Here is a 22785-nt window from a genome sequence, read left to right on the forward strand (position 1 = left end):
ATCCTGTTCTGTTGGCGTGCTCGTCGTGCGGTCGTGCTCGTTGTGGGGGAGGCGTCGGTGGTCACTCGGCGGGTCGGCCGCCGTACGCGTGCAGGGCGGCCGCGACCTGGGTGGCGTACGTGTCGAGGCCTTCCGCTCCGCTGCCGGGCAGGCCGGTGAGCCGGGGCAGCAGATCGCCGAAGGCGTTGACCTCGCCGACGGCGGCTCTGCGCCACCCGACGGCCGGCAGCAGGTCGACGCCCACGCACAAGGTGCGAGGGAAGCAGGCCGCGGCCCGCTCGCACACGTCCAGCAGGTCGGCCCAGCGGGCGCCTGCCGCCTCCACGGCCTGCCGGGCCGTGTCGAGGTCGCCCCGGCTGCCGCCGAGGTGGAGGTTGGTCAGGGGCCAACGGCTGGTGCGCACCACCGCGTGGGTGGCGCGACCGGCCACCACGACGACTCTCAGGTCCGCGGCCCGGTCCTGCTGCGAGGCCTTCGGCAGCCAGCGTTCCAGGTGCAGGCCGTCGGGAGCGAGCGCGTCGACGATGGCCGCGACGTCCCCCTCACGCTCGTAGCGGCGCACCTTGAGCGAGTTGAAGAGTCTCCCGTCCGCCGCGAGTTCCACCGAGGTGGTGGCCCGGACGCGCCCGGACGCGGCCGACTCCACGGCCAGCACGCCCGACGCGGACGAGCCGTGCGCGGGCTTGACGAACAACCGGGCCATCCGGTGCTCCCGCATCAGCGTCCGTACGTCGTCCCAGCCGCGGACCGGCGCTGCTCCCGGCCCCGACGTGGGCGAGGCGGGGACCGGCACGCCCGCCGCGTCGAGGACGGCGTGGCAGCGCCGTTTGTCGAAGAGCACGGCCAGGTCGTCGGGATCGTCGAGCCGTATGCCACCGCGCAGGGAGCGCAGCGCGGCGGTGAACCCGGCGTACCAGCGGGCCGAGCCCTCCACCCGGGTGGGATCCTCGACGCCGCGCAGCAGCCGGTCGACGTCGGTGTTCTCGCCCGGGGAGTCGATACGGACGATCTCCTCCGCGTCGAACTCGGCTCCGCCCGCGCGCAGTACGTCCGGCCAGGGGACGACACGCGGGGCCGGCAGTCCGGCCGCGCGCACCGCCTCGGCGAAGAGGGTGACCCGGCGGTTCTCCGGATTGCCCACGACCGCGAAGCGGCGGCCGTGGGCAGGGCCGGATCGCACGCCCGTGGCGCTCATTCGCCCACGGCGACGTACCGCCACACCGTGCCGTCACCGTCCTGGTCCTCGTCGGCGTCGTCGCGGTCCAGGTCCACGGCCACGCCGGCGGGTTCGAGCGTCCGCCGCAGGCGCTCGATGAGGGGTTCGCCGATGTAGTGGTGGTGCAGGTCGAGTTCCTTGAGGTGGGTGAGCGGCTGTCCGGCGAGGAGGGCGGCGGCGCCGTCGTCGGTCAGGACTCCCATGGACAGGTCCAGCACCTCCAGGCGGGCGACCACGGGGGCGGCGGCGATCGCGGCGGCGACGGCGTCCTGCATCTCGCTGTTGCGCAGGGCCAGGTGGCGCAGGCGCGGCAGCCGGGCGCCGGACAGGATGGGCTCCAGGTCGGCGGCCTCGCTGTCGCCGCCGTAGTCGGGCGTGCCCAGCCACAGGTCGAGTACCTCCAGGGCGGGCAGGTCGCTGTGGGCGACACCGCGGACGACCTCGGCCGGCAGCCCGCCGGACTCCATGGTCAGCTTGCGCAGGCCGGAGTGGCGCAGGGCGGGGAAACGCAGCCCGGAGCCGCCGCGGACGCCGAACTCCTCCAGGTCGGGGAAGGCGCTGAGAAGCGGTGTGACGTCGGTCTGGTTGATCCAGGAGATCTCGCACTCCTCCATCACCATGTCGCCCAGGAACAGCGCCCGTAGCGCGGGGAAGCCGTCCCGGGCGGCCACCAGCGCCTCGATGACGTCGGACGGGTCGGTGTCGTACGCCTCCTGCCAGGCGCCGACTATCAGCGCGCGCACGCGCGTGGTGTCGACGGTGGCGCGGAACCGGGCGAAGGCCTTCGTCCAGGCCTCATCGGCGTCGTAGACGTCGCTGGTGACGCGCCAGGCCACGGAGTCCGCCGCGGGCAGGTCGTCCGTCCGCTCGTCGGGGCCGGGGAAGGTGTGGGCGGGCAGCCGGTGGAACGCGTCGAGGTGGGCACCGATGGTCATGCGGCTGCTCCTGTGAAGAGTGTGAAGAGGACGGGGTGTTCCGTCGTGACCGCAGTTCTACCAACCGGCACTGACAGTGCCCGTGACGGGGCCCGCGTTCGCCCCGTTGTCAGTGGCTGCCTCTACGGTCTGCGTCATGAGGCCGGTGCGTGGGCGCCGGTGGGAGGGAGGGCTGCCGTGTACCGGCAGGGAGACGTGCTGATCGTGCCTTTGGACGAGGAGGCGGTGCCGGCGCATGTCGCCGCCTCGCCCCGTGAGCCGCGCGACGCGCGGAGCCGGCTGGTGCTGGCGCTGGGCGAGGTCACCGGCCATGCGCACGCGGTCGTCGGGCCGGGTGAACTGGTGCGGGAGCCGGGGCCGTTCGGTCCCCTGCTGCTGCATCTGCCCCAGGGCGGGCGCGTGGTGCACGAGGAGCACGCGGCGATCCCTCTTCCCCGAGGGTGGTACCGGGTGATTCGGCAGCGAGAGTACGTGCCGGGGTCCGTGCGGATCGTGGCGGACTGAGGCGACGGGCTCGATGGGTTCTACGCGGTCAATGAAGTCAATGGGGTCGATGGGTTCCCCATCCATGGCGACGGAGGGTCGGATGACCGTTTCGGGTGGGCTGGACGAGGTGGAGGGGCCGGAGGGTTTCCCCGCAAGGGCCCTTGCTTCCGGGGAGGTCGAGTTCTGGCGCGCGTGTGCCACGGCGACGGCTCCGGCCGAGCGCGCGGCCGCCGAGGCAGGTGTACGCCTCGCTTACCGACGGGCCGGTCTGGCGGAGCCCGAGCGGGTGCTGTGGGCCGACTCCCCGCGCGCCGCGGTCACGCTGATGCTGGGCTTGGAGGACAAGGGTCCCAGCGTACGTGAGGAGATCCGGACGAAGCCGTGGGCCCTCGAACGTGACCGGCTGCACGAGGAGTTGGGCCCTGCTGGTTGGTCGGCGCACTGGGGGGCGACCGGTGGCCGCCTCTGGGAGTCCACGCGGACGCTGGTCGACCGGATCAGCACAGGGCTGCTGAACGACCTGTGCGGCGCCGGCGACACGGCCGACTCGGGTGACACGGTGGGCGCGGGCGGCGCTGCCGAAGCGGGCGGCGCTGGGGGCGCGGGGATCGCTGCGGAATCGGGCGGTGCGGCCGGCACGGGAGGCGCGTCCCGCTCCACGGGTCGGGGAAGCGCCGCCGACCGCGCTCAGGAGACCGCGATCCGTCTGCTTCTGCTGGACGCGGTGCTGGGTCAACACGACGCTCCATGGCTCGCCGCCTTCCCCACCGACCGTGCGCCGTTGGACGGCCTGGGCGCGGTGTGCCGCAGCGCGGGCTGGTGGTGGCCGTTCGCCTCAGTCGCGGTCGTCTGCGAACGCCCTGTCGCCCTGCACCGCGACGAGGCGGGCCGCCTCGACCGCGGGGACGGCCCCGCCCTCGCCTACCGTGACGGGTTCGCTCTGCACGCCTGGCGCGGCATGCCGGTCCCCGCCGCCTTCCTCGCCGAGCTGTCCACGCTGACACCGGACCGCATCCGGGCCGAGGAGAACGCCGAGTTGCGCCGGGTGATGCTGGAGTACTACGGCTACGAGCGCTACCTGGCGGACTCCGGCGCGCGTCCTCTGCACTCGGACGAGACGGGCACGCTGTGGCGGATCGACCTGAACGGCGACGAGCCCGTGGTGATGGTGGAGGTCCTGAACAGCACGCCGGAACCGGACGGCACCCGGCGCACCTACTGGCTGCGTGTCCCGCCCTCGACCCGCACGGCCCGGCAGGGCGTCGCTTGGACGTTCGGGCTCGACGCGGACGTGTACGCGCCGGTGCGCGAGACCTGACCACAGTCGGCCGACGCGCTCGTTCCCGGCCTTCCATACTTCGGGCTGTGAGCCGTCCGGGCCGGCGGCGGAAGCGCTGCGCTTGGTTCGCGACGCGTGGGTCCCGGCTGCGGCAACGTCATCGCGGCCGGGGCGATCAGCGCCCCGTCGACGCCTTGGACGGCGCGGCCGGCGACCTCCACCCATGCCGCCTGTGCCGCGGCGACGATGGATCCGCCGCTGAGCACGCTCCAGCCGACGGTGAACACGCGGCGCGCGCCGAGCAGATCGGACAGGCGACCTCCGAGGAGGAGCAGGCCGCCGAAGGCGATGACGTAGGCGTTGAAGACCCACTGCAGCTCGCCTTGCGAGAACCCGAGGTCTTCCTGCATCCCGGGGAGCGCGACCCCGATGATCGAGCCCCCGGCACCGAGCCCGACCGGCTCGCCATCGAGCAGCGCTCGGGCCGGCGGGGGAAACGGTGAACAAGACCCCAGATATCGCAGTCCGGTTGCCTCCGCGCGTGCCGCCACCCGGACCGCCGACCTTGACTGCCTCATCGCCGGCACTTCCGAAGTAACGGCGACGTCCAAGGTCCGCAGAGAGCAAAGCCGGCGCGTCGACGAAGCGGCGTCCGCACCGGACGGACCGTCCTCGGGTGAGGAGCGGCCGCACCGACGGTCGGATTTCGTCACGGTGACGGTATTCGGCCAACACTCGCCCCCTTGGCGTCTGACGGGCAACCGCGCAACCGGTCCGTTCCTCTCACAGCGCGGGCGGAACAATCGCCTCTCACGTGGCGGCACCCCCCCGGCCCGGAGCTCGCGGACGCGTCCGTGCCGCCTGCTTCCTTCTCACAGCACCGGAGGACGAGGGAATCATGACCAGAAAGCGCACCGCTCGGCTGCGGCGTACGCTGCTCGCCGGCACCACGGCCATCGCCGTGACAGCCGTTACGGCCGGCATAGTGGCCGCGGCGCAGGAGCCCGCGAAGGCCGCGACGGGCCCCAAGCTGAGCCTCGTCGCGGCGACCACGTCGGTGACGCTCACCTCCTGGAAGGAGGAGCCGGGTGTGTACTTGGACCTCGGCACCTACCTCGTCTCCGAGGGCACGCCGCTGGAGCTCAAGGTGACCCGGAAGTCTTACAAGGATCCGGTGGCTGTCACCCAGACCGTGTACGAGGGCGGCAAGGCCAGGGCGAAGAAACTGCCCACGGGCACCGTGACGGACTTCTCCGGGCTGCCCGGCTTCTCGGAGATCACCCTCACCGACAAAGCCGGCAAGAAGGTCCTCACCCGCAGCGAGAGCTTCTGCCCCAACAACGCCAGCGGCCGCGTGCGGCCCGACGCACCCTCCACCTCCAAGTATCCGGAGAGCTGCCCTGCCAACCCCTTCACCCTCGGCTCCGTGTGGGGCATCGAGAAGGGCTGGGCGGCCAACACCTACGCGGGCTCGTACACCGAGCCGGCCCAGCTGCCGGCCGGTTCGTACACAGCAAAGGTCGGTGTCGCGAAGAAGTACCGCGACCTGTTCGGCATCGCCGACAAAGCGGCCACGGTCAAGGTGACCGTGGTGGAACGAAGCGAGGACGACGAGAGCTCTGCCACGGTGGTGCCCCGCTCCGCCAAGGCTGGTGAGCACGCCGGGCACAGTGCCGGTCACCACGCGCCGTCCGCGCACGCCGGTCACGGGCCGGGACATACCCCGACCCTCGCCGAGGCTGCCGCGCCGGTGACGAGCGGTGCGGGTCCCTCGTACAACGTGGGCCACGGTCCACTGAAGGCCGCACCGCCGGCCCTGCCGTGGGCGCTGAAGAAGAAGCAGAAGTCCGGATTGTCGTCGCAGGCCGTGGACACCGTCGGCCAGACCGACGGCTCGCGTCAGGCGCCCGCTCTCAAGCCACTGTCGAAACTGCCCACCGGCAAGCCCTCCGTTCCGGACGTCCCCAAGCCGGACCTGCGCTCACTGCCGGCCTACGGCATCACCGTCAGCGACGGCGACAAGGACATCCCGGGCAAGGACTACCTGGCGTTCAGCGCCAACGTCTGGAACGCCGGCCCGGCGCAGCTCGTGGTGGACGGGTTCCGTTCGCCCGGCAAGGCCAAGATGGACGCCTTCCAGTACTTCTACGACGCCAAGGGCAAGCAGGTCGGCTACACCCCGACCGGCACCATGGAGTGGGACCCGCGCCCCGGGCACGTGCACTGGCACTTCACCGACTTCGCCAGTTACCGGCTGCTGAAGGCCGACAAGAAGGAGGCCGTGCGCAGCGGCAAAGAGGCATTTTGCCTGGCCAACACCGACGCCATCGACTACACGGTGAAGAACGCCAACTGGCACCCGTACAACACGGACCTTGCCACCGCCTGCGGCGAGGAGAACTCGATCTCCGTCCGCGAGGTGCTGGACGTCGGATCCGGCGACACGTACACCCAGGACCTGCCGGGCCAGTCGTTCGACATCACCGGCGTACCCAACGGCACCTACTACATCCAGGTACTGGCCAACCCCGAGAAGCGCCTGAAGGAAAACAACCTCGACAACAACAGTGCCCTGCGGAAGATCGTGCTCGGCGGTGAGCCGGGCAAGCGGACGGTCACCGTGCCGGCGCACGGTCTGGTGAACGCCAACTGACCCTGCCACGCGACTGACAGGGCGTCCCCGCCCGGGACCAGGGCGGGGATACGGTCCTGAGCGGCAGTCTCCGAGCGGGAGTTCGCTTTGGGGATGTCGACCTGGTCGCGGTGCGCGCGCCGCGCCGTGTGGTCCCGTCGACCGGCGGCCGCCGTCGTGCACACACTGCGCCGGTGCCGCTGGTTGGAGCGCTCCAACACGGCCGTCACCGCGGCATCGGTGTCACATACCTCGAGGCCGCCGGAATCACGGTCGAGCCTGGCCGCGAGGACGCCCTCGCCCTCAAGGGAATCAGGCCGCGACGAGCTCCTGCTCGCGGGCCGGCGTTTCGACCTTGGGCTTCTTGTTCGGCAGCGAGAGCCGGAAGACCTTGCGCCACGCGGAGAACACCTGCTTGGGCAGCGGCCCGGTGACGTACTCCAGCTCATACTTCTCGAACAACGCGCGCACCTTCACCGCGACCTCGGCGTACCGGTTGCTCGGCAGGTCCGGGAACAGGTGGTGCTCGATCTGGTGCGACAGGTTGCCGGTCATGAAGTGCATGGCCTTGCTGCCGCTGATGTTCGCCGAGCCCATCATCTGGCGCAGGTACCACTGGCCCCGCGTCTCGCCCTTGATCGACCGGCGCTCGAATACCTGTACGCCCTCGGGGAAGTGCCCGCACATGATCACCGAGTGGGTCCAGAGGTTGCGGACCAGGTTCGCGGTGAACGTGGCGGCGAGCGTGGTGAGGAACGACGGGCCCGACAGCAGCGGGTGGATCACGTAGTCCTTGAGCACCTGCTTGCGGATCTTGCGGCCCACGGCCCTGGCCCGCGCGCGGAACTCCGGGTCCTTGCGGCGGCGCTTGTGCAGGTTCTTGCCGAGCTCCAGGTCGTACGCCGCGATGCCGTACTCGAAGAAGCAGGCGTTGATGAAGTTCCACAGCGGCTGTCCGAGGTGGAACGGGTGCCACTTCTGGTCCTCGTCGACGCGCATGATGCCGTAGCCGAGGTCGTTGTCCTTGCCGATCACGTTGGTGTACGTGTGGTGCAGCTCGTTGTGCGAGTGCTTCCACTGGTCGGCCGGCGAGACGTGATCCCACTCCCAGGTGGTGGAGTGGATCTTCGGGTCCCGCATCCAGTCCCACTGGCCGTGCAGGATGTTGTGGCCGATCTCCATGTTGTCCATGATCTTCGCCACGGACAGACCGGCGGTGCCGATCAGCCACGCGGGCGGGAAGATCGAGAACAGCAGTACACCCCTGCTGACCAGCTCGAGCTTGCGCTGCGCCGAGATGACCTTACGGATGTAGGCGGCGTCCTTCTCGCCGCGGTCGGCGATCACCTCGTCGCGGATCGCGTCCAGCTCGCGGCCGAGCTCCTCGATCTGCTCCGCGGTCAGGTGGGCGGTGGGGTCGATGGCGGTCAAAGTGCTCCTACCGTTCGATGTCGCACGGGCCCGCCGCGGCGGACACACAGGTCTGGATGAGGACGCCCGGCTCGGCCTCGGTGATCTCGCCGGTGCGCAGGTCACGGACGGCGCCCGCCTTGAGTGGCGTGACGCAGCCGAAGCAGATGCCCATGCGGCACCCGGACGGCATGAGCACGCCGGCCTCCTCGCCGACGTCCAGCAACGGCGTGGCGCCGTCCGCGCGGACGGTCTTGCCGGTTGCGCGGAAGGTGACCTCGCCGCCGTCGCCGGCGACGACGATGCTGGGGCGAAAGCGTTCGGTGTGCAGGCGCTCTGGGATGCCGTGCTCGCTCCAGTGCTCTTCGGCGGCGTCGAGCAGGCCCGCGGGTCCGCAAGCCCAGGTCTCGCGCTCGGCCCAGTCGGGCACGAGTTCGTCGAGACGGGCGATGTCGAGCATGCCGTCTGTGGCGGTGTGCACCTCGGTGAGCTGCAGTCTCTTCTCCGCGACCAGGTCGTGCAGTTCGTTACGGAAGATCACGTCTTGCGGCTGTGGCGCGCAGTGGACCATGACGACGTCGTTGAACTCGGTGTCGCGCAGCATGCCCATCACGGGCGTGATGCCGCTGCCGGCCGTCAGGTAGAGCACCTTGGCGGGCTTGGCCTCCGGCAGCACGAAGTCACCAGTCGCCTGGTCGAGGTGGATCAATGTGCCCGGTTGCGCCCTGCGGACCAGGTGGTTGCTGACCTTGCCGTCCGGGATCGCCTTCACGGTGATCGTGACGCGGCCGTCCCGGCGGTTTGCGGGTGAGGTGACCGAGTAGGCGCGCCACAGGCGCACCCCGTCGACGTCGACCCCGACCCGCACGTACTGACCGGCCGTGTGACCGCGCCAGCCCCGCCCCGGCCTGATCACGATGGTCGCGGCGTCACCCGTCTCGGGGTGCACGGCCTCGATGCGCCCCCGCAGGTCAGCGCCCGCACGCAGCGGGCTGACCAGGTCGAGGTAGTCCGACGGCAGCAGCGGCGTCGTGACCATCTCCAGCAGTTTCCACGCCCTGGTGCGGAGGGCTGTACTCGTCATGACTCCAGCTTGCTGCGTCTCAGGGCGTAAAGTCCTGACCGTAGGACGTGAATCTGGTGGGTCGAATTGTTCGCAGGGAATAAAAGAATGAGCCATGCAATCCGGAGGGCCAGTGAACTGGCCCTGGACGAGACGACGGTCACCGCGCTTCGGACTGCGCTGAAGGCCACCGCCGACGAGGTCGTCCAGGCGATCATCGACGAGGTCCCTCCCTACGCCAACGCCCTCTCGGGCCACATGGGCGCCACCATCCGCCGAGCCGTCCGCACCGCCCTGGGGCACTACCTGGACCTCGCGAGCGGGAACGCCACCGGCGGCGACGGCGGTGACGCGGCCTACGAGCTGGGCCGCGGCGAGGTGCGTGACGGCCGTTCGATGGACGCCCTGCTCAGCGCCTACCGCGTCGGCGCCCGCGTGGCCTGGCGATGCCTGGCAGCGGGTGCTGTCTCCGCAGGTCTGCCCGCCGCCGAGGTCGCCAAGTTCGCCGAGCTGACCTTCGCCTACATCGACGAGCTCTCTGCCGCGAGCGCCGCGGGCCACGCCGACGAACTGGCCGCCCGGGGCAGGGACCAGGAGCGCCACCTGGAGCACTTGGCCCGCGATCTCCTCGCCGGCGCGAGCCCGGACGTGCTGCTCGTCTCTGCTCAACGGGCCGGGTGGCAGCCTCCGGATTCGCTGACCGCGGTCCTGCTGCCCGCCGCCCAGGCCCGGCCTGCTTACCGCGCGCTCGACCCGGGCGCCCTCGTCCTCGACGATCTGCCGGACGCCACCGGTGTGCTGCTCGTCCCCGATGCCGACCGATCACATCTCTTGCGGCAGCTGACCGACCGCACCGCCGTGGTCGGCCCGGCCCGGCCATGGACGCGCGCGTCCGCCTCGTACGCACGAGCCGCACGCGCGCGCTCCCTCTCCTGCGATATTCGCGACACCGAGGACCACCTGCCCGAGCTGGTGCTGAGCGCCGACACGGACGCGTTCGCGGATCTGCGCGCCCGAGCCCTCGCACCGTTGCGTACCTTGCCTGTCGCGACCGCGCGGCGGCTGGAGGAGACGTTGCGGGAGTGGCTGCTGCACCAGGGCAGGCGGGACGAGGTGGCGGCGGCGTTGTTCGTCCATCCCCAGACCGTCCGGTACCGGATGTCGCAGCTGCGGGAGCTGTTTCCGGATCTCGCATCGCCGCACCGGGTCCTTGAACTGACGCTGGCGGTCGGTCTTCGGGTCAGCTGACGCGTTCTTCGCCCCCCATGCCGTCACTACCTTCAGGTGCCCGGGAACGGCACGGTGAGCAGTGCCCGGGATCGGCACGGCGAGCAGCCTGAGCGGCATCGCCCGGCAGGCGGGGTCGACCGCACCTTCCGCTACCGCCACCGCGACCTGTTCGCCCTCATCCACGCCACGCCGCCGAAACGGCAGCCCTCCGCCTCGGAGCCGGGGGCCGGGCCCCCGGGCGTCGCCTCGCTCCAGGCCGACCTCGCCGACGCACACGCCCGCAACACCCGGCTCGTCAGCCGGACCCAGCGCCTGGAGCGCCGGCCGGCCGAGCTGCTGGGCGAACGGGCGTGGCGGGAGTCGGGCCTCGGTGCCCCCACCGGCCACCGCGGCGGCACCGACCTGCCCACCCGCGCCAGGACATCGACCACGGCACGGCCGATCTCGTCTCCGTCGGCGCCCTCGTCCGAGCTGCTGGAAAGCGTCGGCCTGGACCACTCCACCGTCTCCAAGTCCCTACGCCGCATGCAGGACGCCGGTCTGCTCATCCGCGAGCCGGCCGCACACGACCGGCGCGTCATGGTCGTCCACCTCACCGACAAGGGCCGTGCCATGCATGGGTCCCTGGCCGCCATGTGGCGGGCCCTGGAGGAGACCTCCGCGCTGAACCCGTCGGCGCAGCAGGCAGAGTCCTTCGTCCGCACCGCATACGCCATCGCCAACGCGATCAGCAACCGTCCTCTTCCGCGGGAAGAGTCCGAGTAACTTCCCCCCACTTGCACCCCGGTTCCGGTCTGGAGTGCGAATCGCTTCCGGAATTCCTGCGAAGTGGACAGCGCGGCAACGCACTCGGCTCACGAGGGACCCGTGCTGAACGGAGCCGGGATAAGCGAGGGTCGGCAACCTGTCGGAATGCGCGGTGAACCGTGCCGGCGGACGAGGGCCGGGCCCCCTCGCCTCAGTGCGCCAGGAAGAACTGGCTGAGCGGGTCTCAGGGGCAGGGGTAAGTGTGAGCTGTCCCGGCGCAAAGGGCCGGGTCGACGGTGGCCGCCGGTTCCGAAGATCACGTCGCCGGCCGGCTCGCGGGCAGGCGGAACTCGCCGGGGGAAAGGGCAACGCCCCTGCCGCCAGGTCGAGTCCTTCCCCGTCGGCACCGGCCGCATCACTCGCCTCCGGGTCACCGTCGACCTGCGCAAGCTTGCCTGAAGGCTCCATGCAGGCCGACGGTGACCCCGCGCCGCGTAGATCCGCCCCTCACGTACCCGCCCCTTGAGCAACCCGGGCCGACGGCCCCACGTCCGCGGCCGCTTGATCCCCCCTTCCTGACCTGGCGGAAAGTGAGATCCCCATGACCACCACCCTCCCCGCCCTGGGGGAGTCGTGCGCGGAGAAGACCTCCTGTGGTCGACATCGACGAACTGGTCGTGTCGGCTTTGCGGGACTTGAATGCAGCCCCCAGAGCTGATGGCAGCTTCAGGCCAACCCCACTTCGATTTTGAGGCTCTCTCGGCCTGCAAACGCTCGGTTAACCCCGCTGGCCACTTTGCCAAGTTAACGTGTTCTTGACTGACCTTTGACCGACCGTTGATTCGGGTAAAGGGCAATGGGCTGCCTTAAGGGGGCGCATGTTCCGATATACGAAGTCCCGGACCGTGGTTCGGCTATGGCCGCCGCCTTCGTCGCTCTCCAGTGCTTCGAATTCGCGGCGCTCTTCGCATGACGCGCACCGTCATGTCATGGCCAAAGCCCGCCTACCCGTGTGCCCGCGACCGTCACCGCGCCGTCTACTGGGTTCATGGAGTGCCGGACCGCCGGTGGTCGAGGACATGCGTGTCGGCCGTGTTCGACAACCGACCAGGCCCCGCCCGGGCCGCCACGTCACACCGCGCTGGACCGCAGCCCACTCGTCGCGCTTTCGGCAGGTCCTCCGCTGCTGAGCTGCGGGACCACCTCACACCTCGCCCGGTCCGACGCGTACCCCACGGCGCGCCAGGAGGTCCCCCACCATGCAACCTCTCATCGACAATGCCCGCTTATTCGGACACTGCCCTGATGTGATCGCTCGACAGGGCCAGTCCCTCCAGCTCTTGCACACCGGCTGCTCCGGCTCGCGGGTCGTACCAGCGCCGAGTACGGGCCCCCGGCCCGGCGAGCAGCGTAACGTCCTGGCCGCCGTACGGGTGGTGCGCAACCGGCTCGTGCGCGACACGGACGAGCCGTACCGCCGAGACATCACCGACACGACGGTCGCCGAGGTCGTGCGCAACCACGTACGGACACGGGCGGAGCGGCTGGGCTCCCACGTGAACATCGGGCAGGGGCTGGAGACGGTTCGAGCCCAGCCTCGCGGCCGGTACCGCGAGGTCCCCATCGCAAGCATGCGCGAGTACCGCAAGGAGTCCAGCACCTTCGAGACAATGCAAGGGAGTTGGTGACCATGCTGTCCAGGTTTCCTCATCTGCGACAGGACTTCCTCGCGTCGATCGTCGTCTTCCTGGTCGCCGTGCCGCTCTGTGTCGGGGTGGCGGTCGCCTCCGGTGTTCCGGCCGAACTCGGCCTCGTCACCGGCATTGTCGGCGGTCTCGTCACCGGGCTGATGCCCGGCAGCAGTCTTCAGGTTTCCGGACCTGCCGCCGGCCTGACCGTGATCGTCTTCGAGGCCGTCAGCGAGTACGGCGTGGGCGCGCTCGGCGTGATCGTCCTGTTCGCCGGTCTGCTCCAGCTCGCCATGGGCTTCTTCAAGATCGGCCGCTGGTTCCGGGCGATTTCGGTTTCCGTCGTCGAGGGCATGCTCTGCGGTATCGGTCTGGTGATCATCGCCGGCCAGATCTACGCGGCGGCAGGCCTGAAGGCGCCGGAGACCGGTATCGGAAAGATCGCGGGTCTGCCCGGGGCGTTCGCCGACGTGCTCGGGAGCAGCAAGGCCCTGACCTCGCTCGCGATCGGCGTCGGCACCATCGCCGTCATCGTGCTCTGGAAGAACATGCCGAAGGGCGTGCGGACCGTGCCCGGCGCCTTGGTGGCGGTCGTACTGGCCACCGTTGCCACCATCGCCCTGGACCTCCCGGTCGCCACCGTCCAGGTCGAAGGGCTGCTCGGCGTCATCCAGCCGCCCGGTTCCGAAACGCTCGGTGAGCTGGCCGTCCCGGGCATCTGGGGCACCATCGTCGCGTTCGCGCTGATCGCCTCCGCAGAAAGCCTGTTCAGCGCGGCAGCCGTGGACCGGCTGCATGACGGTCCCCGCACCCAGTACGACAAGGAGATGGTCGCTCAGGGCACGGGCAACACCTTGTGTGGTCTGCTCGGCGCGTTGCCGATGACAGCGGTGATCGTGCGCAGCTCGGCCAACGTCCGGGCGGGCGCGAAGACCAAGGCGTCGCGTGTGCTGCACGGCGTGTGGCTGCTGCTGTTCGCAGCGGTGATGCCGTGGGTCCTGGCCCTGATCCCGATTCCCGCCCTGGCCGGCATCCTCATGCACGCGGGCTGGAAGCTGATCCCGTTCGGCCAGATCGCGGCACTGTGGCGGGACCACAGGGGTGAGGCGCTGATCCTCGTGATCACGGCTGCGTCGATCGTCGCCGTGAACATGTTTGAGGGCGTACTCATCGGTCTGGCTCTGGCGGTCGCCAAGACGGCCTGGGAGGCCTCGCACGTCAAACTGGAGATCATAGACAAGGGTGCCGGCCCCATCCAGGTCTACGTGTTGGGCAACGCGACGTTCCTGCGGTTGCCGAAGATCCTCGGGAGCCTGGAGAATCTGCCGCAGGACCGCCCGGTCGAGCTGGACCTGTCCGGCCTCCACCACCTCGACCACGCCTGCCGTACGGCGCTGGAGTCCTGGGCGGAGCGGCACAGCGCGGTCGGCACGGAACCGGTGAAGATCACCGAGCCGGTGAAGGCCGCATCAGCCGAGAGGGCCACGGCGCAACCCTGACGCCCATGAACAGCCGGGCGGGGCTCGCTTCACGCGGTTACCGCCCGGCTGTCCTGTCTGCGCAGGCAGGCTGTTGTGGTTGGCCCGAGGCGTCATGGCGACCTGGGCCTCCGTCAGGTGTTGCTGCCCGTCCTGTCCGCAGTGCCATGGCGCCTCACCGCCGGCAGAGTCACCGCGCACCGGTCGAGGCGAGACGGCTCGTCTTGTTGGGCTGGGGGTATGGCTTTCCCCTTCTTCGTCTGAGTCCGGGCACGGCTGCCGCTGCCGTTTCTGCTGCCGGTAGCCCTTCGCATACCCGGGGGAGTCAGGTTGCACCCAGCGGCGAAGGCGGAAGGCAAGTCGATGCCCCCTCCGCGTCCGATGAAGCTGCGCCTGGAACGCGCCGCAGCCGAGACGCTCACCGTGCTGAGGAGCGACGTGATGGGATACGCATGGGCCGCGCCGCAGGCATCGTCCGCCCAAGCCGGCTGGGGGAGGCCGTGAATCACCCTGAGCCCTGAGCCCTGAGCCCTGAGCCCTGAGCCCTGAGCCCTGAGCCCTGAGCCCTGAGCACCGTGCATTCGGCGGTGGGGCAGGTGCAGAGTGCGCGATCCGCGAGATCGGCGCGGCCGAGTCCGCCTCCTCCGGGTTACGGTCGAAGCGGGCGCCCGCCGCGTGCGCGGTCAAGGGCCACCTCGACCGGAAGGCAAACGACAGGGTCGGCCGGACCGAGCGGTCCGCGGCTCACTTCTGGTTCATGGCCCGCGCCTGAGCGTCCCGGTGTCGGGCCCGGCGGTCGTGAGCAGAGTGTGCTGCTGGAGGACGGACGGCAGGAGTGCCGCGCCGGCCGCGATGCTGCTTGGCCAGAAATGCACGTAGCAAGCCAAGGCTGTGATCCGCCACTCCAACGTCGAACGCGGGTGCTCGAACTGTGGGCGCGAGCGCGCCGCGCCGGTCTCCACCTAGGACTCACGGGCTGACGGCGCCGTGGATTGGCCGGGGGACGGCCGCCCGCTGCCTCGTCGGCCTCCGGATCGCCTCGCTCATCCTCCGGGTCCGCGCCCAGTGATCATTTCCCACACAGAACCTGGAGCGTGCGGCCCCGGATGGGCAGGGATGGCTCAAAAGAGATGGCTGGGCTGGTGCGAGGCGGCGGCGCGGTTCCAGACCCTCGAAGGTCGCCTTGTAGCGCTTTTTGTGGCCGTTGGGGAAACACTGCCGTCCACCGGCCGTTCTGACCGAATCGGCAGGTGGGTGGCCGTGCGGCCAGGGATGGCGGAGGCGGTGGTGCCTCGGGCGTCGAGATGCGGCCCAACTTTCCCTTCAGACCCTGGGTTTGAGTGTGAAAGAGCGGGATACACGCCCTCTTTGGTGGGCTGCTGAACGGCCATCTCCCCTTCAATTTCGGGGGGTTGCCATCCTGTGACCCAACGTGAAAACTGTGAGCGCACTCGGCCGGGATGATCGTGTCGAAGCGCGTTCTTGACACGTGAACCGTAGGGCAAGGCAGTTCTGCGCAGGGCCGCTGCGCGGAGAAGTCACTTGGGGGGGGCGTGGTGGTGTCTGCAAGGTGCCCTGGGCGCGTAATGCCGAACTGCGCACGTGCGGGCTTTTACGCTGCTCGACGGGCGTCCGGACCGCTCGGAACCGCCGCCCCGCCGTCCCCGTCCAGTCCTCGGTTCCGCTGACGCCCGGGCCGGCATTCCCTGAGGGGTGAACAAGCCAGTCGCCCTCAGTGGGCCGACCCGGCTGAGTCGCGCACCGGCCACCTGGCGCGGAGCGACGACCGCCCCGCGGTGCCACACCCCGATGGCCGAACCGTGACGGTCGGCGCTGCCCGCGGTAGGCCACCTGCACCGTCGGTGGCCCACCGCCGGGCACGCGCGCCCTCACTCAAGGAGAAACGGTGACAAGCACACAGCTGACCGGGGCCGAATCGCCTCTTGACGCGTTACCCGAGCGATGGCGGTCCTTGCGCGACGCGGGCCCCGTGACGTACGACGAAGAGCGGCGGCAGTGGCACGTCGTGGACCACCAGAGCGTCTCGGCGGTCCTGTCGGACCCGGCGACGTACTCCTCCGACATGACGCCGATCGCCCCCACCCAGGAGGACTTCGAGGCCTTCCGGCAGGGCAACTTCGTCGGCATGGACCCGCCGGAACACCGCAAGCTCCGCACCCTGGTGAGTCAGGCCTTCACTCCGCGAGTGGTCCACGGCCTCACACCGCGCATCGAGGCCGTGTGCGCGCGGCTGTTCGACGGCGTCGCCGACCGCGACCGGTTCGACCTGGTCGAGACCCTCGCCTACCCGCTGCCGATCATCGTGATCGCCGAACTCCTCGGTATCCCCGCCGAGGACCACAGGCTGTTCCAGGAGTGGGCCGCCACCCTCTTCGGCGGCGACCAGCTCGGCGACAGCCTTGACATGGCCGATCTGGAACGGGCGTTGGAGGCCATCGCCCCGACCGTGCGCGAGATGAACGGCTACGTACTCGACCACATCCGGCACCGTCGCGCCCACCCCGGTGACGACCTGACGAGCAGACTCCTCACCGCAGAGGTCGACGGAACGCGACTGGAGGACCAGGAGATCGTCGGGTTCGTCGCCCTGCTGCTGGTCGCCGGGCACATCACCACCACCGCGCTCCTCGGCAACGCCATGGTCACCTTCGACCGGCATCCCGGCACGCTCACCGTACTGCGGGAGAATCCCGACCGGGTCCCGGACGCCGTCGAGGAAGTCCTGCGCTGGTTGCCGCCCTTCCCCGAGCTGGGCAGGCGCACCACCCGGCCGGTGGTGCTCGGCGGCCATGAGGTTCCGGCCGACACCTTGCTGATGGTGCACCTGGGGGCCGCCAACCGTGACCCCTCCCGCTTCGCCGCACCCGATGTCTTCGACGCGGCCCGCGACCCCAATCCCCATCTCACCTTCGGCCATGGCATCCACTTCTGTTTCGGCGCCCCACTGGCCCGGCTGGAGGCCCGTATCGCCCTGCAGATGATGATGGAACGTTTCTCCTCCATCGCGGTGCCCTCGTACGACGACGTCACGTACCAGAACCCGGCGGTCATCGTCGGCGTACGCCACCTGCCGATCTTCGTCACCAGGCCGTAAGCGCACCCCGCGCACGCCCCGCACCGCTCACTCGCGGGCCGGCCGCGTCCCCCCTCCCCGCACCCGCTCTCACCAGGAGTCACCTCCCCATGCCGTACCCCGCCGCCGCGCCGGCCGCACACCGGCCGTCGACCTCCTTGCAACAGGAGTTGAGCAGCCGCCTCGACTCCCTCGCGCGCGTCCACCGCGTGCCCGGCGCCCAACTGGCCGTCCACACAGGCACCCACGTCCTCAGCGCGCACACCGGCACAGCCGACGCCCTGGCGAACACCCCGTTCACCGCGCAGACGGCCGTCCCCATGGGTTCCGTCACCAAGGCCGCAACGGCCGCCGCCGTCCTGCTCCTCGCCGACGACGGAGACGTGGACCTGGACGGACCCGTCAGCGAACTGCTCCCCGACTTATCAGGGGAGATACCGGATGTGACGGTGCGTCACCTGCTGAGTCACACCGCCGGCCTCCCCACCGGCCCCGACTCCGACAGCGCTGTCGGCACCACCGCCTCCCGGTACCTCTCCGCCGTCTGCACCGCCCGGAACACCCTGTTCCCGCCGGGCACCGGCTTCTCGTACTCCAACGCGGGCTACGTCGCCGCCGGCCGCATCCTGTCCGAAGTGACGGGCATGACCTGGCAGGAAGCAGTGGCAGCGCTCGTCCTGGAGCCCCTGGGCATCGTCCCCGCCTTCCTCGGCGACGCAACCCCCGCCCGGCCGCTCGCCAGCGGCCACGCCCTCAACACGGCAACGGGCCTGGTACGTCCGGCCCACCAGAACCTCGCCCCGGTGGAGGCCCCGGCCGGAGCGCTGCTGGCGAGCGCCGAGGACCTGGTCGCCCTGGGCAGGGCCGTGATCGGCAGGTCCGCCGGACTGCCGGCCGCCGTCGCCGACCGGATGCGGCACCCCGAACCGGCCGCCGACCCCGGTGCTCTCGCCGACTCCTGGGGCCTGGGCCTCGCCCTCTTCCGGCAGGACGGCCGGGTGTGGTGCGGCCACGACGGGAACGCCCAGGGCACCTCCTGCCACCTGCGGGCGGACCCCGACAGCGGCGTCGTCGTCGCCTTCACCGGCAACGCGGGCGCCGCCACCGCCCTGTGGCGTGACATGGCCGCAGAACTCGCCCGGCTCACCGGCATTCACGTGCCCACGGCCCCGGCCGCCGACACCCGCCGCGGACTCGCCGTGGCGCTCCCGGAGTGCGCCGGAACCTACCGCAACGGGGGCACCGAGTACGTGGTCAAACTCGACGGGGACGACACGCCGACCCTGTCCGTCGACGGCGACTACCCCATCCCGCTGGTCTGCTATCCGGACCTGTCCTGCGACCTGGTGGATCCGGCCACCGGCCGGGCCGAACCGGGCGGCCGATTCCACCGCGATCCCGCCACCGGGGCCATCGATCGCCTGCAGATCTCCGGACGCACGGCGCGCCGCACAGGCACCCACTGACCGCGCACCCGATCGGCACCGTCTGACGGCGTGCCGATCCGGCACCCTCCGACGACCGCGCGCCGGACCGGCGCCGTGCGGCCGTGCGCCGGACCGGCAGAGTGCCGGCCGCGCGCGCCACCGGCACGCTCCGATCGCGCCCCGCACCCGCCCCGTACGCAAGGACCCCGCACCGCTCCGGTGTGCCCACGGGCCGCCCGAGAGCGGCGCGCCGGGTCCGCGCGCCGCCACCGCCCGAAGGACTGCACTCCGATGACGGACCTGCACGCCCAGCGCCCCGCCATGCCCGTGCCCCCACCGGCCGGCACCGTCCCGCCGGCCCCCGTCCGCGACGTCACCCGTCACGTCCCGCTCGGTGAGCTGTTCACCGGGTGGGTGACGCGCGACCCGGACGCCCCCGCGGTCACCGACGGCCGAAGCACCTGGTCGTACGCGGAACTCGCCCGGCGGGCCGGCCGGCTCGCCGCCCATCTCCTGGCGAGCGGCGCCGGACCCGAGCGGACGGTGGCCCTGGTCCTGCCGCGCTCGATGGAACTGATCGCCGCCGAGCTGGCCGTGGCCCTCACCGGAGCGGCCTTCCTCCCCGTGGACCCCGACTACCCGGGCGAACGAAGGGCGTTGATGCTCGCCGACGCCGCTCCCGTCGTCGTCCTGGACGACCTCCACCGGGTCCGCGCGCTGATTTCGGGCCAAGAGCGAGAGACGGATCCGGTCCCGAGCCGGACGCTCCCCGATCACGCGGCGTACGTCATCTTCACCTCCGGATCCACCGGCACTCCCAAGGGCGTCACCGTCACCCATCGCGGCATCGCCGGTTTCGCCGCGGCGGCCGCCGAACGCTACGCCGTCGGCCCGGGCGACCGTGTGCTGCAGTTCTCCTCGCCCAGCTTCGACGCCTCCGTACTGGAGCTGTGCGTCTCCGTGCTGTCCGGCGCCCTGCTGGTGATCCCGCCTAACGGACCCTGGCTGGGCGACGAACTCGCCGCCGTCCTGGACGAACACCGCATCAGCCACGCCCTCATACCGCCGGCCGCCCTCGCCACACTGCCCGACCCGGCGGACATCGGGGGCCTGCCGTCGCTGCGCACCCTGATCGTCGGGGCCGAGGCATGCCCGGCCCAGCTCGTCGACCGGTGGGCACCCGGGCGCCGCATGATCAACTCCTACGGGCCGACCGAGGCCACCATCGTCGCCACCTGGACCGGACCGCTGACGGCCGGCACCGGGACACCCGCCATCGGCGGCCCGCTTCCCGGCACCGAGGCGCACGTCCTGGACGCGGCGCTGCGCCCGGTGCCGCCCGGTACCGAGGGCGAGTTGTACGTGGGCGGCGGCGGACTGGCCCGCGGTTACCTCAACCGCCCCGGTCTGACCGCGACACGGTTCGTCGCCCACCCGTCCGGGCCGCCCGGCGCCCGGCTCTACCGCACCGGCGACCGGGTGCGCCGACGCGCCGATGGCGAGCTGGAGTTCCTCGGCCGCGTCGACCGGCAGGTCAAGGTCCGAGGCTTCCGCATCGAGCCCGGCGAGATCGAAGCCGCCCTGATCCGGGACCCGGAGATCCGCGAGGCCGTCGTCGTGGTCCGCGACGAGGAACCCGCCCGCGGCCGGCTCATCGGCTACGTCACCCCCGCCGACCCCGCTCGCAGACCCGAGCCGGCCCGGCTGCGAACGGCCCTGACCGCCGCCCTGCCGGCCCACATGGTGCCCTCCGCCGTCGTCGTGCTGGACGTGTTGCCGCTCACCCCGCAGCACAAGATCGACCTGCGGGCGCTGCCCGCCCCCGGCGGTGCGCCGGCCGAGCAGCACGTCGAACCGCGCACCGACGACGAACGGACCCTGGCCGCGATCTGGGCCGACGTCCTCGGCGTCGACACCGTCGGCGCCACCGACGACTTCTTCGACCTGGGCGGCGACTCGATCCTCGCGGCCCGCATGCTGACCCGCATCCGGGAAGCGTTCGGCGCCCGGCTCACCCTGCGCGACGTGTTCACCGCGCGGACCGTCGGCGCGCTCGCCCCGCTGACCGCCGATCCGTCGGCCGCCGCCCCGCCGGAGCCGATCCCCTCCGCCCCGCGCTCGGAGCCCGTCCCGCTCTCCAGCGCCCAGCGGCGCCTGTGGTTCCTCGACGACCTCGCCGACGGCGGCACCGAGTACAACACCGGCGTGTCACTGCGGTTGCGCGGCACCCTCGACACGCCGGCCCTGGAACGCGCCCTGCACCGGCTCGCCGCCCGCCACGACTCCCTGCGCACCACCTTCGCCACCGTCGACGGACAGGGCGTCCAGCTCGTCGCCGCCGAGGCGGAGCTGCCGCTGCGCACCACCGACGTCGGGCACGTGCCCGCCGACCGGCGCGACCAGGCCGTCGAGCGCCTGCTGACCGAGGAACTGCGCCGACCCCACGACCTGACGACCGGGCCCCTGACCCGGGCACTGCTCATCCGCCGGGCACCCGAGGACCACGTGCTGCTGCTGGCCCAGCACCACATCGTCACCGACGGCTGGTCCGTCGGCGTCCTGACCCGGGACCTGGCGGCGCTCTACCGCGCGGAGGCCGCCGGCGAACCCGACGACCAGCCCCGGCCGGTTGTGCAGTACCCGGACTTCGCGCTGTGGGAGCTCGAGCGGCACACGGCCGACGCCGACGCGGACGACCTCGCCTACTGGAGACGCCACCTCGCCGGCCTCCAGCAGCTCGACCTGCCCACCGACCGGCCGCGCCCCGCGGTGCGCACCACCGCGGGCGCGGCTCACCGCCAGGACATACCGCGCCAACTGGTGGACCGGCTGCGGCAGCTGGCCGCGGGCCGCGACACCACCGTCTTCACGGTGTTCGCCGCGGCGGCGGCCGTGCTGTTCGCCCGCTACTCCGGGCAGCGGGACGTTGCGTTCGGCACCGTCACCAACGGGAGGGACCGCCGCGAACTGGAGGACGTGACGGGCTTCTTCGCCAACACCGTCGTGCTGCGCGGCGAGGTCGACGACGCCGCCACCGTGGACCGGTTCGTGCAGACCATGCGCGCGACCGTGCTGGACGCGTTCGCCCATGACGGCGTGCCCTTCGACCGGGTGGTCGAGGAACTCGCCCCGCCGAGAGACCCCAGCCGCACCCCGCTGGTGCAGGCGCTCGTGGTCCAGCAGGCGGCGCCCGCCCGGCCGCCGGCCGCCGCCGGGGTACGCATCGAGGAACATCCCTTGCCCCGCCCGGCCGCCCGCTTCGACCTCGTGCTGGAGTTCGCGCCGCGCGCCGACGGCGGCCACGAGCTGACGGTCGAGTACAACACCGACCTGTTCGAGGCGGCCACCGTGGCCCGGATGGCCCGGCAACTGCACCGCCTGCTCGAAGGCATGGCGGACGGCCCGCACCGGACGCTGGCCGAACTCCCGCTGTTGTCCGACGACGAGCGGCACGTGCTCCTGGACTCGTGGAACCCGCCCGTGCCGGCCGAGCACCGGGCCGACGGCGCCACGCTTCCCGCGCTTTTCGAGGAGCAGGTGGCTCGCACTCCCGGCCGGACCGCCGTGACCTGCGGCGAGACCCGGCTGGATTACGCCGGGCTGAACCGGCGTGCCAACCGTCTCGCCCGGCTGCTGGCGGCACGCGGTGCGGGGCCGGAGTCACTGGTGGCGCTGTGCCTGCCGCGCACCGCCGGCCTGCTGCCGGTGCTGTGGGCCGTACTGAAGTCGGGCGCCGGATACCTTCCCGTCGACCCGGGCTACCCCGCCGAGCGCATCCGCTTCATGCTCGCCGACGCGTCCCCCGCCCTCGTCCTGGCCACTCGGGAAACGGCGCACGCCCTTCCCGAGGACTGCGAGCCGCTGCTGCTGGAGGACGTGGCACCCTTCGCCGCCGACACCTCGGACCCGACCGACGCCGACGCCTCGGATCCGGCCGATGCCGATGCCGCCGACCTGAGCGACGCTGACGTCTCGGATCCGGCCGATGCCGATGCCGCCGACCTGACCGACGCCGACGCCTCGGATCCGGCCGATGCCGATGCCGCCGACCTGAGCGACGCTGACGTCTCGGATCCGGCCGATGCCGATGCCGCCGACCT

The 22785-nt window shown here is 71.3% G+C and carries 13 protein-coding genes and 3 pseudogenes; 11 read left to right on the forward strand and 5 right to left on the reverse strand.

The genetic code is table 11. From position 1 onward, the window contains the following. Nucleotides 1-61: 61 nt before the first annotated feature. Together ACIQHQ_RS31185 and ACIQHQ_RS31190 are read right to left on the reverse strand one after the other, a co-directional pair. Nucleotides 62-1195, reverse strand: a complete 1134-nt coding sequence (locus ACIQHQ_RS31185; RefSeq protein WP_402618235.1) for an STM4014 family protein — start codon at nucleotides 1193-1195, stop codon at nucleotides 62-64. Continuing rightward, a complete protein-coding gene (locus ACIQHQ_RS31190; RefSeq protein WP_402618238.1) occupies nucleotides 1192-2151 on the reverse strand; it encodes an STM4015 family protein in 960 nt (319 codons plus the stop codon). Before ACIQHQ_RS31190 ends, ACIQHQ_RS31185 begins: the two co-directional genes overlap by 4 nt. Before the next feature lie 177 nt (nucleotides 2152-2328). Between ACIQHQ_RS31190 and ACIQHQ_RS31195 the strand changes: the two genes are divergently transcribed. Then, nucleotides 2329-2655 (forward strand): hypothetical protein, encoded by a 327-nt coding sequence (locus ACIQHQ_RS31195; protein ID WP_402618241.1) that lies wholly within the window; start codon nucleotides 2329-2331, stop codon nucleotides 2653-2655. Between the two features lie 82 nt (nucleotides 2656-2737). Then, entirely contained in the window at nucleotides 2738-3955 is a 1218-nt protein-coding gene (locus tag ACIQHQ_RS31200) for a DUF6745 domain-containing protein (RefSeq protein ID WP_402618244.1), read from the forward strand. 113 nt (nucleotides 3956-4068) lie between these two features. Here the strand turns inward: ACIQHQ_RS31200 and ACIQHQ_RS31205 are convergent. Continuing rightward, a pseudogene (locus ACIQHQ_RS31205) lies at nucleotides 4069-4326 on the reverse strand (MFS transporter); the annotation flags it as partial. 488 nt (nucleotides 4327-4814) lie between these two features. Between ACIQHQ_RS31205 and ACIQHQ_RS31210 the strand changes: the two are divergent. Together ACIQHQ_RS31210 and ACIQHQ_RS31215 are read left to right on the forward strand one after the other, a co-directional pair. Beyond that, nucleotides 4815-6569, forward strand: a complete 1755-nt coding sequence (locus ACIQHQ_RS31210) for a lysyl oxidase family protein (RefSeq protein ID WP_402618247.1) — start codon at nucleotides 4815-4817, stop codon at nucleotides 6567-6569. 144 nt (nucleotides 6570-6713) lie between these two features. Continuing rightward, nucleotides 6714-6862: pseudogene (locus ACIQHQ_RS31215) on the forward strand (fic family toxin-antitoxin system, toxin component); the annotation flags it as partial. On the opposite strand, the gene ACIQHQ_RS31220 reads toward ACIQHQ_RS31215, so the two are convergent. Both ACIQHQ_RS31220 and ACIQHQ_RS31225 read right to left on the reverse strand, forming a co-directional pair. Then, nucleotides 6861-7979, reverse strand: a complete 1119-nt coding sequence (locus ACIQHQ_RS31220) for a fatty acid desaturase family protein (protein WP_402618250.1) — start codon at nucleotides 7977-7979, stop codon at nucleotides 6861-6863. The pseudogene ACIQHQ_RS31215 and the gene ACIQHQ_RS31220 sit on opposite strands and share 2 nt — an antisense overlap. Before the next feature lie 7 nt (nucleotides 7980-7986). Beyond that, complete coding sequence (locus tag ACIQHQ_RS31225) at nucleotides 7987-8997, reverse strand: ferredoxin reductase (protein WP_402618570.1); 1011 nt, start codon at nucleotides 8995-8997, stop codon at nucleotides 7987-7989. Between the two features lie 132 nt (nucleotides 8998-9129). Here ACIQHQ_RS31225 and ACIQHQ_RS31230 point away from each other — a divergent pair, with 132 nt between their 5' ends. From ACIQHQ_RS31230 to ACIQHQ_RS31260, 7 genes and pseudogenes are all read left to right on the forward strand, one after another. Continuing rightward, nucleotides 9130-10269, forward strand: a complete 1140-nt coding sequence (locus ACIQHQ_RS31230) for a helix-turn-helix domain-containing protein (protein ID WP_402618253.1) — start codon at nucleotides 9130-9132, stop codon at nucleotides 10267-10269. A gap of 447 nt (nucleotides 10270-10716) precedes the next feature. Next, nucleotides 10717-11016: pseudogene (locus tag ACIQHQ_RS31235) on the forward strand (MarR family winged helix-turn-helix transcriptional regulator); the annotation flags it as partial. Between the two features lie 1289 nt (nucleotides 11017-12305). Beyond that, nucleotides 12306-12686, forward strand: coding sequence for a hypothetical protein (locus tag ACIQHQ_RS31240; protein ID WP_402618255.1), 381 nt, complete (start codon nucleotides 12306-12308; stop codon nucleotides 12684-12686). A gap of 2 nt (nucleotides 12687-12688) precedes the next feature. After that, nucleotides 12689-14185, forward strand: coding sequence for a SulP family inorganic anion transporter (locus ACIQHQ_RS31245; protein WP_402618258.1), 1497 nt, complete (start codon nucleotides 12689-12691; stop codon nucleotides 14183-14185). A gap of 1885 nt (nucleotides 14186-16070) precedes the next feature. Then, a complete protein-coding gene (locus tag ACIQHQ_RS31250) occupies nucleotides 16071-17279 on the forward strand; it encodes a cytochrome P450 (protein WP_402618261.1) in 1209 nt (402 codons plus the stop codon). Between the two features lie 89 nt (nucleotides 17280-17368). Continuing rightward, nucleotides 17369-18724, forward strand: a complete 1356-nt coding sequence (locus ACIQHQ_RS31255) for a serine hydrolase domain-containing protein (protein ID WP_402618263.1) — start codon at nucleotides 17369-17371, stop codon at nucleotides 18722-18724. A 252-nt stretch (nucleotides 18725-18976) separates the two neighbouring features. Next, the coding region (locus ACIQHQ_RS31260) for an amino acid adenylation domain-containing protein (protein ID WP_402618266.1) at nucleotides 18977-22785 on the forward strand (3809 nt) is incomplete at its 3' end.

Source organism: Streptomyces sp. NPDC092370 (assembly GCF_044755265.1).
Classification (GTDB): domain Bacteria; phylum Actinomycetota; class Actinomycetes; order Streptomycetales; family Streptomycetaceae; genus Streptomyces.